Raw genomic sequence first — 13,359 nt, forward strand, 5'->3', positions numbered from 1 at the left:
TCACCGACCGGTGCACACTGGCACATGACCGCGCTGATGCAAGATGTCCGGTGCGGTCCATGCCCCCGAGGGACGAAGAGACAACATGACGAAGTCATCGCTGGACGTCGACCTGCTGGTCATCGGCTGGGGCAAAGCCGGCAAGACCCTGGCCAAGCGCTATGCCGCGACGGGCAAGTCCGTCGCCCTAGTCGAGCGCGACCCGGCGATGTATGGCGGCACCTGCATCAACGTCGCGTGTGTCCCGACCAAGGATCTAGTGGTCTCGGCCGAGGCGCGGCGTCCGGACGACGACCCGCAGACGTATTTCACGGAATCCGTTGCTGGGCGTGATGACCTCATCGGCAAACTCAACGCCGCCAACCACGCGATGCTCGACGGCCAGGCCACGTTGTTCGACGGCGAGGCACGCTTCACCGGACCCAAGGAAGTCACCGTGCGCACCGCCGATGGCGACGTGGTGGTGACCGCGCAGACCATCGTGGTGGGCACCGGCGCCATACCGACTCGACCGGACATACCCGGCATCGACCTGCCGGGCGTTTATGACTCGACGACCATCCAGCACGCAGACCCGTTCCCGCATCGGTTGGCCGTCATCGGAGGCGGCTTCATCGGCCTGGAGTTCGCGAGCATGTTCGCCCAATTCGGTTCTGAAGTCACGCTGTTGGATGCTGGGCCTGCGCTTCTTCCACATGCGGAGCCGATCGTCGCCGAGACCGTCACCGACGTCCTCACCCGGCGAGGCATCACAGTCCGCAACAACGCCGAGATCCGCGGCATCGAGCAGTCCGGCGACGGCCTGCGAGCGCAGCTCGCCGACGACGGGATCGATGTCGATGCGGTCCTGCTCGCGGTTGGCCGCACCCCGGTGACCGCCGATATAGGACTGGATGTCGCCGGAATCGACACGGACGCAAAGGGATTCGTGCGGGTCGACAACCGCCTGCGTACGTCGGTCGAAGGTGTCTTCGCGGTCGGCGACATCAACGGCGGCCCGCAGTTCACCTACATCTCGCTGGACGACAACCGCATCGTGTGGGATCAGCTGGTCGGCGACGGCACCCGCACGACCACCGACCGGGTCGCCGTGCCGAACACCACCTTCATCACCCCGCCGCTGTCGCAGGTCGGGCTCACGCCGGCGCAGGCTCAGCAAGCGGGCCACGACGTCCTGTATGCCGCCAAGCCGGTTGCCAAGATCGCCACCATGCCGCGACCGAAGATCGTCGGCGACGCGGAAGGCGTCATCACCTTCACCGTGGACGCCGACACTCGCAAGGTGCTCGGCGCGACGCTCTTCTGCATCGACTCCCAGGAGTTGGTGAACCTCGTGGCGCTGGCCATTCGTGCCGGTGTCACCGCGGACGAGTTGTTGAACGGCATCTGGACCCACCCATCCAGCACCGAGGCGCTCAACGAGGTGCTGGCCGAGCTCAAGCCCTATGGGTCCTGAAACCGACTGGTGTCGCTAGGGTTTGCCGGATGGATAGCCCGGTCCACCACATCGAACTCTGGACGACCGACCTGCAACGCACCGGCGCTTCGTTCGATTGGCTGCTCACGCGCATCGGCTGGCACGAGGACCTCGATGCCGCCTGGCCGGTCGGTCGCGTATGGCGCTGCGCCGGCGCGCCATACATCGTGCTGGAGGGGTCGCCGGCGGTGAGTGGTCCGCACGATCGGATGCGCGCGGGGCTCAACCACCTCGCGCTGCGTGCCGACGACCGCGAAGCGCTCGATCAACTACGGCAGGATTGCGCCGCCGGCGACTGGCGCGAGCTCTTCGCCGATCGCTATCCGCACGCCGGCGGCCCAGATCACACGGCCTTGTTCATCGAGAACCCCGAAGGTTTCGAGTGCGAGATCGTCGTCGACACCGACTAGCCGGCCTGGGCGACTGTCGGTGCTCGATGCAAGCCTGACGTCCTCAACTCGGACACGTGATCGACACACAGGGGGACGTCCCATGGTACTCACAATCAACAGCGTCGCGCCGCCAAGGCCAAGGATCGTCGCCGGCGTCGAGCCTCTGGCACACATGCAGGCAGTGCGTTCGGGGTTTCGCCCACGCCGCAACGCACGCTGTATGACGGCACTGAGCACCGGCAGCTCCTGAGTCAGCAGATCGCCCACAACCTCGCCGACGCCGTGACGTCGTTGGCGGCCGGCGATCCGCACCGGGCGGAGCTCTCGATTCGACGACTGCTCGCACGGAGTGCCGAGCCACGTGCCGCAGCCGCGATCAACCGACAGCTGCGGGAGCTGCTCGTCGCGCCCGTCGGTCTCGCCTGGTCCAGAGGCTGGCGCCCGATCGACCTGCACATCTACGTCGGGCGCGAGCTCGACAGCGATGCTCAGACCCTGGCCGCAGATGGGATGGCTGCTCAGCTTGGGACGTACGCCGCCTCGACGCTTGCCCCGTCCTGGCCAGAGCAACTCCGCACCATCGACGCGCGGTGCTGGTGGCCACCGCAGAGCGACTTCGTCACCGAACGATCCCGTGCGGAGGGCTTCGAAGCAACACTACGGACGGTCCTCGATCTCGCAGTGCTCGTGACCATGCTCCCGACGATCGAGCGCATCGATCCGCTGCCGGGCACCGCGCGGCCCGGCCGCACGAGTTCCGCCCCGGCCGAGGTCGACCCGCGCATCCTTGAGCGGGTGCGCCGGATGCTCGCCCAAGCCGAGTCGACCCCTTACGAAGCAGAGGCCGACACGTTCACCGCGGCGGCTCAATCGTTGATGACCCGGCACAGTCTCGACGTCGCGATGCTGTCGGCGTCGACCGACCGTCATACCGACGACGCGCTGTCCACCCGGGTGTGGGTGGAGCGCCCCTACGAGCAGGAGAAGGTCCGGCTCCTGCAGGCCGTCGCCGAAGCCAATCGGTGCCGCACGATCTGGAGCGTCGGACTCGGCTTCTCCACCGTCGTCGGCCATGCGGCCGACCTCGCAGCGGTCGAAACCATCTTCACGTCGCTGCTGTTGCAGGCGACTCGGGCGATGCTCGGCGAAGGGAGTCAGATCACCCGCGCCGGCACGTCGCGCACGCGCCGCTTCCGCCAGTCCTTCCTCACCGCGTATGCCGTGCGCATCGGCGACCGGCTTCGCGAGGCGATGCAGACGGAGACCGAATCTGCCATCAACGGAACGGAACCCGACGCTCCGGCCAGCGACGGCGGGAGTTCACGCGCGCTGGTCCGCGTTCTTGCCGAGCGGCAGCACACGTCGACGATCTGGTCGACGAGCTGTTCCCCAACATCGTCCACAAGCAGAGCCGGATGACCACCGATGCACACGGGTGGGCGGCCGGCCAGCGCGCCGCCGACTCCGCAAGCCTCTCGGGTGCCGCGGGCTCCCTGGCACGACCCCAGGACGATCCGCTCGGCTGACTTCGGGACGGCTCGGTGGGAACCTCCGGGCGCTTGTGACGCTCCAACATCTGGCGACCCGATTCACCACGACGGGCCTCGCCACCCGTAGCTCCAATGACAGGATGTGTCCATGACGTCGAACCCACCTGCTGCCTGGCATCCGGACCCGGCCGGCACCAACCGGCTGCGCTGGTGGGACGGCCAGCAGTGGACTGAGCACTACCAGCCGATGCCGCCGCCACAACAACCGCAGCAACCGACCTCGTCATACCCGCAACAAGGCTCCCCGCAGTCGGCCCAGGGTCAGCATCCGCAGTGGACGCAGGGGTATGGCGACCAGAGTTTCGGAGGCGCGGTCCAGGGTCAGGTCGGGCACTCGGTCGCCGGCAGCAACCGCAACGTCTTCACCGAGCACACGCTCGTCGTCAGCCAGAAGCGCAAGCTGATCGAGCTGACCAACGAATACATGGTTTACGCGGAGGACGGCGCTGAGATCGGTGCGGTCGTCGAGGTCGGGCAGAGCAACGCGAAGAAGGCGCTGCGTTTCGTCAGCAACCTGGACCAGTTCCTCACGCACCGGCTGGAGATCCGCGACACGACCGGCCGGCCATTGTTGCTGCTGACGCGGCCGGGGAAGGTCTTCAAGTCGACCATCGTCGTCGAGCACCCGGGCGGCGGCGAGATCGGTCGGCTGGTGCAGCAGAACATGTTCGGCAAGATCCGCTTCGGTCTGCAGGTCGGCGGACAGGACGTCGGCACCCTCAATGCAGAGAACTGGCGCGCCTGGAACTTCGCCCTCCTGGACGGCAACGGTGTCGAAGTCGGCCGGATCACCAAGACCTGGGAAGGCCTGCTGACCACGATGTTCACCACCGCCGACAACTACGTCGTGCGCATTCGACCGGACCTGCAAGATCCGTTGCGGTCACTCGCAATTGCCGCGGCGTTGACCGTCGACACCGCGCTCAAGCAGGACGAGCGTTGAGCGCGATGTCGACCGTGCTGGTGGTCCAGCCCGCAGCGGACGACGAGCTGGGCAGGTTCAGCGGCTGGCTGGACGAGCAGGGCGTCGCCATACACACTGTCCGGCCGTATGACGGCGACGTCGTTCCCGATCGGCTGCGCGCCGACGGGCTGATCGTGCTCGGCGGCGACATGAGCTGCAACGACACCGCCAGGTTTCCGTGGCTCGAGCAGATCCGCGCGCTGTTCCGCGACGCCGTGCTGCAGCACCGCCCCACGCTGGGGATCTGCCTCGGCGGGCAGCTGCTCGCACAGTCCCTCGGCGGCACCGTCGTCAAGGGTTCGCACGGGGTCGAAGCCGGCGTGGTCGCCGTGAGCGCGACCGACGAGGCAGTCGGCGACGCATTGTTCGACGGCCTCGGACCGGACTTCCAGGTCGCGTCGATGCACGGGGACACGATCGAGAGACTCCCCGATGGCGCCGTGCTGCTCGGCACGTCAAATCCCTACCCGCAGCAGGCTTTTCGCGCCGCGCCGAATGCGTGGGGCGTCCAGTTCCACCCCGAGATCTCCCCGGCGACCTACGCCGAGTGGGCGGGCGCATTCCGCAGCTCCGATCAGGACGAGCGCGACCGCGTCGCCCGCGGCATCGACGACCTGGTCGCTGCGGATGCCGCGGTGCTGGAGGCGGCGACTCTCCTGGCGACCCGCTTCGCCGCGCTCGTCCAGTCCTGAACTCACCCAGTGACTCAGGCCCGCGACGCCCGGTAACGATGCTCCGGGCGACCGGCGGATCCATATCGCAACTGCAGCTTGACCATGCCGTGCTGCTCCAGGTAGCTGAGGTACCGCTGCGCCGTCGCCCGGCTGATGCCGATCGCCTCGGCGACCTCGGAGGCCGACAGGTCGGCATCGCTGTCGCGGATGGCCTTGAGCACCGATTCGAGCGTTGCCGCGGAGTGTCCCTTGGGCGGCAGGGCCGCGGCAGGCTGCGCCGGGCGCAGCATCCCGAACAGCTCGTCGACGTCCGACTGCCGGGCATGGTCGGGCAGCTCGGCCAAGTGCAGCCGCATTCGCTGGTATGCCGTCAGGCGGTCAGTCAGCGCGCTGAACCCGAAGGGCTTCACGAGATAGTGCACCGCACCGAGCTGCATCGCTTCACGGATCGAGGCGGTGTCGCGCGCCGCCGAAATCACCATGACGTCAGGAGGTTTCGGCTCGTCACGCAAGGCCCGCACCACCTCGAGGCCGTTCCCGTCGGGCAGATAGATGTCCATCAGCACCAGGTCCGGATGTGTCCGGCGCGCCGTCGCCAACGCCTCCTCGGCGCCGTGCGCGGTGCCGAGCACTTGGAAACCAGGAACCCGACTGACCATCGCCGCATGGATGCCCGCGACCCGGAAGTCGTCGTCGACCACCAGCACCCGCAGTGCGCCGGCCATCACGTCGGGACCACCTCGCTGGCCGACTCCTGACGGGGCAGCTTCACCCGGAAACGCGCACCCGGACCCTCTGACACCTCAATGGTCCCGCCCATCCTGGTCACCATCCGCTGGATCAGCGCCAGGCCGAGCCCACGCCGACGGGACGGGAGCTGCGTGGACTTCGTGCTGTAGCCGTCCCGGAAGATCTCCTCCCCCGCGCCGGCCGGCAAGCCCGGGCCGTTGTCAGTCACCAGCACCGTCACCTGGTCCGACTCCTCCACGATCCCGACGACCACCCGGCGCGGGGCGGAAACGGTCGCAAGCGCTTCGAAGGCGTTGTCGATGAGATTGCCGAGGATCGTCGTCAGCGCCTGCACCTTCTCCGGCGCTTCACCGAGGCGGGTGTCGGGGTCGATGACGAAGTCGATGCCGTGTTCGCTGGCCTCGGCCGCCTTACCGAGCAGCAGCCCGACGATCTGGGGTGCGCCGATGTGCGTCCGCAGCGTGTTGTCCAACTCGGCCGACGTGCCCTGCACCTCCAGCACGAATCGCAGTGCCTCCTCAGGCAATCCGAGCTCCAGCATCCCTGCGACGGCGTGCATCCGATTGGCGAACTCGTGCTGTTGCGCCCGCAGCGAATCGGTCAGGCCACGCTCGCCGTCCAGTTCCTGGATCAACCCGGTGACCTCCGTGCGGTCGCGCAGGGTGACGACCGCACCGTGCAGGGTTCCGGCGATGCAGACCGGCATACGGTTGATAATCAGGCAGTGGTCGTCGGTGAAAACGATGTCATCGGGCGTTGTCGAACCACCGGCAAGCATGTCCCGCAGCCGGCCCGCGGGCATCCGCTCCTCGAGCCTGCTGCCGATCGCCCCGGTCGACAGGTGCAGCAGCCGCTGGGCCTCGTCGTTCACGACAGTGACGCGGCCGTCGGCGTCGAAGGCGATCACCCCTTCTCGTATGCCGTGCAACGTGGCCTCGCGTTCCTGCAGCAGTTGCGCGATCTCGTCGAGCTCAAGTCCGAAGGTGCGGCGCTTCAGCCGCCGCGCCAGCTGCCATGAAGCGAAGGCCCCGACCAAGAGTGCGATCGCGAACCACAAGGCATACGAAGGGAGTACGCGCCACAGTGCGCTGGACACCGAGCTCTCCCGGATGCCCGCCGACACCTCCCCGACCATCCTGCCGTCCGGGCCGTAAAGCGGCACCCTGCCATTCGCGGACCGGCCCGTGCTGCCGTTGTCCACCCCGGTGTGCACCCGGCCGTCGATCGTGACGATCGGCTCGGAGACCTTCTTGCCGATCAGTGCCGGATCCGGATGCGAGTGCCGCACCTGATGCATGTCGATGATCACGACGTATGACGCCCCCGCGTGGTGCGCGATGCCGGAGGCGATGGACTGGACGGCCGCGCTGCATCCCGGCGCGGGGGTCGCCATACAGCTGCGGACCTGCGGGACACCCGCTGCCGCCTGCGCGATGGCCGCAGCCCGAGTCTCGAATTGGGAGTCCAAGTGGCCACGTTCGGCCCGGGCGAGCAGGAGGAACCCGATGACGATCGTGATCGTCAGGATGACCAACTGCGCCACGAAGATCTGGCTCGACAGCCGACGCATCCGATATCGCATTTGCGCCAATTGTGACGGCGGTCAACGGTTCGGACAAGGCATTGTCCGTGCGCAGAACGCGCTAAAAGGCGATCAATGAGAGCAACGGCGAGCTTCTTTCGCAACCGCGACGTGATCCGCGTCACTTCCTAGTGTCGGTCTCCAGTGCAAACCGAAGGAGCACCCATGACCGACAACCAGACGTTGTATGCGTCCCCACCCGGGGCCGGTGACTCGGCCCGGATCGAGATCACCGGACTCACCAAGCGATACATCACCCCCAAGGGCGACCCGTTCACCGCCATCCGTGACGTGACCTTCACGGTGGAGCCCGGGCAGTTCTGCGCCATCGTCGGGCCGACCGGATGCGGCAAATCGACAACGCTCGGCCAGGTGTCCGGGCTGGAGAACCCCAGCGGCGGATCCGTGAAAGTCGGCGGCAACCCGGTGCACGGCATCACCAAGGGCGTCAGCTTCATGTTCCAGGCCGACGCGCTCTTCCCGTGGAAGAGCGTTCTGGGCAACGTCATGATCGGCCCCACCCTCGCCGGGATGGGCAAGAAGGACGCGATCGCGCTCGCACGGGACTGGCTGCGCAGAGTCGGCCTCACCGGATTCGAGGACCGGTACCCACACCAACTGTCCGGCGGCATGCGCAAGCGGGTCGCCATGGCTGCCGCGCTGATCAACGAACCGCGAATCCTGTTGATGGACGAGCCTTTCGGAGCGCTCGACGTGCAGACCAAGGCGATCATGCAGACCGAGTTGCTCGGGCTGTGGGAGCAGGCGCGGCCGTCGGTTCTCTTCATCACGCACGACCTGGACGAGGCAGTCGCGCTCGCCGACAAGGTCCTGGTCATGACCAGCAGTCCCGGCTCGATCAAGCAGTCCTTCGACATCGACCTGCCTCGCCCACGAGGAGAGGTGCAAGCCATCCGCCACGAGAAGCGGTTCCTGGAGTTGCAGGATCGCATCTGGTCCTCGTTGAAGGACGAGGTCGACCGCGCCTACGCGCAGACGGCAGGTGCGGCGTGATGGTTGCAACCCGACCACCCGAAACTGCACCGGAACAGTCCGAGGCAGACATCCAGCACGCGGCTCGCCGCGCCCGGAGAACACGTGCCCTGCGCGTCTGGGCCGGCCGAATCATCCTGCCGATCCTGGTGGTCGGCGGTTGGCAGGTGTGCACCGCCACGGGCGTCGTGGACAAGTTCTTCTACGGCCAGCCGTCGATGATCTGGCAGTCGCTCCTGGATCTGTTCACCAAGGGCACGCCTTTCGGGTCGATCTATTTCAACGTCTGGGTCACGATCAAGGAGGCGATCTTCGGCTTCGGGCTCGGCACGGTGAGCGGGGTCATCTTCGGCCTGCTGCTCGGCCAGAACCGAGTGCTGTCCGACATCTGCAGTCCCTACATCAAGGCCCTGAATTCAGTGCCGCGCATCATCCTCGGCTCCATCTTCGTGGTCGCCTTCGGTCTCGGCATCCTTCCCAAGGTGCTGCTGGCGGCGGTTCTCGTCTTCTTCATCGTGTTCTTCAACGCCTTCCAGGGCGTGCGAGAGGTGGACCAGAACCTGATCGCAAACGTTCGGGTCCTCGGAGCGTCACCACTGCAGGTCGCCCGGCACGTGACGATCCCGTCGGCCCTCACCTGGATCATCGCCAGCCTGCACACCGCGTTCGGCTTCGCGATCATCGGCGCGCTCGTCGGTGAGGTCCTCGGCTCACAGGCCGGCGTCGGCCTGATCATCGTGCAGGCCCAGGGCCACTTCGACCCCAACACCGTCTTCGCCTGCATGCTCCTGATGGCTGCCGTCACCCTCGTGGCCGAGTCCCTCATCGCGCTGCTCGAGAAGCGGGTCCTGTCGTGGCGCCCGCCGAGTAAGACCGAAGCGCAAGCCATTTGAGACTTCGCCCCCGAAGCACCACACAAGCGTTCGACCCTGGAAAGGAACCAATCCCATGCTCAAACAAGCACTGACCATGACTGCCATCGGAGCCCTCGCGCTCGCCACCGCCGCCTGCGGCAGCAGCGGAGGAGGGAACAGCGCGGGCGGCTCGTCCGCAGCAACCGGAGGAGGCGGCTCGATGCCGACCGTCAAAATGATGGTCGGAGGCATCGACAAGCAGATCTACCTGCCTTACCAGCTCGCCCAGGACCTCGGCTTCTACAAGAAGTATGGCGTCAAGGTGGAGCTGTCCACCGAGCAGAACGGCGGCGTCGGCGCCGAGGAGGCGATGGCCTCGGGCCAGGTCGACATGGCCGGCGCGTGGTACATCCACACCATCGACTTCCAGTCCAAGGGCAAGGATGTCATCGGCGTGGTGCAGCTGTCCGGGGCACCCGGCGAGCGCGAGATGTGCAACACCAAGAGTGGTGTGCACAGCGCCGCAGATTTCAAGGGCAAGACGCTCGGCGTCACCGACCTCGGCTCCGGCACCGACGAACTCACGCAATTCATGGCGCATCAGAAGGGCGTCGCGCACAACCAGTACAAGACGCTCGCCGTCCATGCGGGTGCTACCGCCATCGCGGCCCTCCAGCGGAACACGGCGCAGTGCGTCATGACGACCCAGCCCACCGTCGGTGCGATCGAGGCCAAGCATGTCGGCTACTCGGCGATCGACCTCGCCTCGACGAAGGGGGCGACAGCAGCCCTCGGCGGTGCGTGGCCGGCAGCATCGGTGCTCGCCAACGCGAGCTGGGTCAATTCGCACAAGGACGCTGTGCAGAAGGTCGTCGATGCCCTGGTCGCCACGATGCACTGGATCAACACGCACTCGGCGGCGGACATCGCGGCCAAGATGCCACAGCAGTACGTGTCCAACAGCACGATCTCCAAGGCGCAATACGTCAGCGGCCTGACCACCGACAAGGGTCAGTTCCTGCCCGACGGCATCATGCCGGCCGGTGGCCCGAAGACGATCTACGCCATGGAGAAGGGCCTCGGGGTCGACGTGGGCAAGGTGAAGATCGCGGACACGTTCACCAACGAGTACGCCATCAAGGCGAACAAGCTCGAGGGCTTCAAGACCACCACCACCCCTGCAGGCGCCGCGGGCTGAGAACGCCGGACGCACCGAGCAGCAGACTTTTGCGGCGAGCGGCATACCAAATCGGTGTGCCGCTCGCCGTATTGGTGGACCTCTCGACGGTTCGGCCGACGACAAAGTATGTGGAGGCGAAGCCCAGGCAGTTCCCGGGTTCTGTGCGGGTTCTTTCCGGGCTTCGGGAAACGCGTATCAGCGTTACCGATGGTGTGCTCATGACAGGTGACATGAGCTCACCATCAGGAGGTTCCACCATGAAGTTCATCCGTCTCGCGGCGGTGATCACCGCGTCCGCCGGTGTCGCCGGCACAGTCTCGTTCACCGCCTCACCGGCGGCGCGAGCCACGACCTACGCGCCCTGCGCGGGCAGCGCGCTCGCGGTCACTCACTCGTATGTCGAGGCCGGTATGGGCCACCGATGGATGTATCTGCTCTTCCGCAATCAGGCCTCGACAACCTGCACGATCAACGGTTTTCCGAGTGCCGTCGCCCTCAACTCCGCAGGGAGTGTGATGGCCCACGCGACAGATGTCGGCACCCCCCACACCGTGACTCTCGCCCCCGGGCGCTACGCCGCGGCCGGGCTGCAGTGGTCCGCGTTCAACAGCTCTGCGACGGGGCCGTGCCCGCACTGGTCGACCTACCTCGCGGTCACTCCGGCACACACCAACCACACGGTGCGCTTCCGCCAGTCGGTGAGCACCTGCGACCTGCAGGTCCAGCCCACCCAGCCGAGTGCGAGCGTCGATCTGACCTACTACGCCTACGCGCAGCGCTGGTGGATCCGCGGCGCTTCCGCAGCCGACGCGACACGTGGTGCGTACTGGTATCACGCCGAGGCCAACCTCAAGCTCTACGGTTCGCTCTACGCCTACCAGGTGAGCGAACTGAAACAGCTCATCGCCATGCCGGACACGGGTCTCACCGCGGCCCAACGGGCGAAGGTCATCGCGCTGACGAAGTCCCTCAACTCGTTCTTCGGCACACCAGGCCTGTACTTCTGACCTGCGACGGGACGACTCAGCCGCGGCCGAACCAGCCCGGCCGGGCAACACGCAGCCGCAGCACCCGCTCGGACTCGCGCGCCTCGCGCACATCACGCACGCGCCCCTCGAGGAGCATGGTGAGCGAGACCAGCCCGACCAGCCGAGTCGAGTCGTCCCGATCAACGACGGGCATCTTGTCAACAGCATTGGCAGCCATGGCATTTGCGGTCTCACGCAGCGTCTGGTCGGAGTGTGTGACGATCGGCGCCGTGATGCACAGCTCCAGCACCGGCCGGTCGCCGCGGTTCTCGTGCATCGCAGTCTCCAACTGGGTTCGTGTCACGACGCCGACGAGCTTGTCGGTGCCCTCCACGACGGGATAGAGCATCTGGCGTCGGGTCTCGACGCTGTCCGGCTCGTTGCCGGAGATGACCTCCAGTGCCTCCGCCGCCGACAGGTCGCTCTCATAGCTGAGGATGTCGCGCGACATCACCTCGCCGACAAAATAAATCTCGAGCGGGTCGACGTCATACTCACGCGTCAGGTGGTAGCCGCGCCGCGCGATCTTCTCGGTGAGCACCGAGCGCTTCAGCAGCAGGCTCGAGAGCGCGAATGCGGTTGAAGCACCGATGATCATCGGGAGTATGGCGTCAAAGCGACCGGTCAGCTCCAGCGCGAAGATGACGCCGGTGAACGGCGAGCGCATGACACCGCCGAGCACCCCGGCGAGCGCGACCAGCGCCCAGAAACCGGGACCGACGTGCGGGAAGATGTGCGACTCGAGCGCACCGAGTGCACCGCCGATCATGAACATCGGAGCGAGGATGCCGCCCGACGTGCCGGAGCCGAGCGACAGCGACCAGATGAGCGTCTTGACGATCAGGATGCCGACGACAAGCCCGAGCGAGATGCTCCCGTCCAGCTCGGCACCGATGATGTTGTAACCGACACCGAGCGCTTCAGGGACGATCATGCCGCCGATGCCGATGATGATGCCGCCGATCGCCGGCCACCACATCCAGTGCACCGGCAGTCGTCGGAAGCCGTCCTCCGCCGCGTAGACCAGGATCGTGGCCACGATCGCGAGCAGGCCCGCGACGATTCCGGTGACCGCACACAGCAATTCGGCGAACGGGGTGATGTGCAGCGCACCGTGCACGGGGAAGAGCACACCGCTGCCCAGCATCGGGTGCCGTATGACGGTCGCGACGCACACTGCGGTGGCGACCGGCACGTAGCTGCGGGGACGCCATTCGAAGAGCAGCAACTCGACGGCCAGCATCACGGCTGCGAAGGGTGTGTTGAAGGTTGCGGCCATACCGGCTGCGGAACCTGCGACGAGGAGCGTCTTGCGCTCGTCCGCGGTCAGTCGCAGGAACTGCGCGAAGAGCGATCCGATCGCTCCGCCCGTCATGATGATCGGGCCTTCGGCGCCGAACGGGCCACCGGTGCCGATGGCGATCGCGGAGGAGACCGGCTTGAGCACGGCGACCCGCGGCTGCACCTTGCTGCCACCCAGCAGGATCGCCTCGATCGCTTCCGGCATCCCGTGACCGCGGATCTTCTCCGACCCGTAGCGCGCCATCACACCGATGACGAGACCGCCGATGATCGGGGCGAGCAGCACGACATACCAATGACTGTGGCCGGCCCCGGGAGCGACGAGCGCGGTGTCGAACCGTCGGTAGAAGATCGCGTTGGTGATGATTCCGATGAGTCGCAGCAGTGCCCAGGCGACCACTGCGGCGACGGCGCCGACCGGGATCGCGAGTGCCGCGATGACGAGCAGGCGCGGCGTGGCGCGGAAGTCACCGAGGTGATGGACGTCGCGCGGGACGTCGTTCGGCGCAATGGGATGGGTTGAACTCAACGGGGTCACTCTCTGCCGGTCGTGTGCGGTGGCTCACATCTATGTCGTGACACGATTATATCGTGCAACGACATAATATAAGGT

12 protein-coding genes are annotated in these 13,359 nt (G+C 66.5%); 9 read left to right on the plus strand and 3 right to left on the minus strand.

All coding sequences use genetic code 11. The features are described from left to right. The first annotated feature begins 85 nt into the window (after positions 1–85). From ACFQDH_RS03170 to ACFQDH_RS03190, 5 genes are all read left to right on the plus strand, one after another. On the plus strand, positions 86–1,456 hold the full coding sequence (locus tag ACFQDH_RS03170; RefSeq protein ID WP_382398402.1) for an FAD-dependent oxidoreductase: 1,371 nt from the start codon (positions 86–88) through the stop codon (positions 1,454–1,456). 29 nt (positions 1,457–1,485) lie between these two features. Continuing rightward, the gene (locus ACFQDH_RS03175) at positions 1,486–1,887 is read left to right on the plus strand and encodes a VOC family protein (RefSeq protein WP_382398404.1); all 402 of its coding nucleotides are present in this window, start codon (positions 1,486–1,488) and stop codon (positions 1,885–1,887) included. Between the two features lie 264 nt (positions 1,888–2,151). Then, complete coding sequence (locus tag ACFQDH_RS03180; RefSeq protein WP_382398406.1) at positions 2,152–3,288, plus strand: DUF2786 domain-containing protein; 1,137 nt, start codon at positions 2,152–2,154, stop codon at positions 3,286–3,288. 219 nt (positions 3,289–3,507) lie between these two features. After that, complete coding sequence (locus ACFQDH_RS03185; protein WP_382398408.1) at positions 3,508–4,362, plus strand: LURP-one-related family protein; 855 nt, start codon at positions 3,508–3,510, stop codon at positions 4,360–4,362. Positions 4,363–4,367: 5 nt separating this feature from the next. After that, entirely contained in the window at positions 4,368–5,075 is a 708-nt protein-coding gene (locus ACFQDH_RS03190) for a type 1 glutamine amidotransferase (protein WP_382398410.1), read from the plus strand. 14 nt (positions 5,076–5,089) lie between these two features. Here the strand turns inward: ACFQDH_RS03190 and ACFQDH_RS03195 are convergent, their stop codons facing one another. Both ACFQDH_RS03195 and ACFQDH_RS03200 read right to left on the minus strand, forming a co-directional pair. Beyond that, a complete protein-coding gene (locus ACFQDH_RS03195) occupies positions 5,090–5,782 on the minus strand; it encodes a response regulator (RefSeq protein ID WP_382398412.1) in 693 nt (230 codons plus the stop codon). Next, entirely contained in the window at positions 5,782–7,389 is a 1,608-nt protein-coding gene (locus ACFQDH_RS03200) for a sensor histidine kinase (RefSeq protein WP_382398414.1), read from the minus strand. The genes ACFQDH_RS03195 and ACFQDH_RS03200 overlap by 1 nt, the downstream gene beginning before the upstream one ends. 165 nt (positions 7,390–7,554) lie before the next feature. Between ACFQDH_RS03200 and ACFQDH_RS03205 the strand changes: the two genes are divergently transcribed. From ACFQDH_RS03205 to ACFQDH_RS03220, 4 genes are all read left to right on the plus strand, one after another. Then, positions 7,555–8,403: an ABC transporter ATP-binding protein gene (locus ACFQDH_RS03205; protein WP_382398416.1), complete on the plus strand. Its 849-nt coding sequence runs from the start codon at positions 7,555–7,557 to the stop codon at positions 8,401–8,403. Beyond that, positions 8,403–9,275 (plus strand): ABC transporter permease, encoded by an 873-nt coding sequence (locus ACFQDH_RS03210; RefSeq protein ID WP_382398418.1) that lies wholly within the window; start codon positions 8,403–8,405, stop codon positions 9,273–9,275. Before ACFQDH_RS03205 ends, ACFQDH_RS03210 begins: the two co-directional genes overlap by 1 nt. Positions 9,276–9,351: 76 nt before the next feature. Beyond that, the gene (locus tag ACFQDH_RS03215; RefSeq protein WP_382398420.1) at positions 9,352–10,434 is read left to right on the plus strand and encodes an ABC transporter substrate-binding protein; all 1,083 of its coding nucleotides are present in this window, start codon (positions 9,352–9,354) and stop codon (positions 10,432–10,434) included. Between the two features lie 239 nt (positions 10,435–10,673). Beyond that, on the plus strand, positions 10,674–11,423 hold the full coding sequence (locus tag ACFQDH_RS03220; protein WP_382398422.1) for a DUF4232 domain-containing protein: 750 nt from the start codon (positions 10,674–10,676) through the stop codon (positions 11,421–11,423). A gap of 16 nt (positions 11,424–11,439) precedes the next feature. Here the strand turns inward: ACFQDH_RS03220 and ACFQDH_RS03225 are convergent, their stop codons facing one another. Further along, entirely contained in the window at positions 11,440–13,275 is a 1,836-nt protein-coding gene (locus ACFQDH_RS03225; RefSeq protein WP_382398424.1) for a chloride channel protein, read from the minus strand. Positions 13,276–13,359 lie beyond the last annotated feature (84 nt).

It is taken from the genome of Flexivirga alba (genome assembly GCF_042661025.1).
Taxonomy (GTDB): Bacteria; Actinomycetota; Actinomycetes; order Actinomycetales; family Dermatophilaceae; genus Flexivirga; species Flexivirga alba.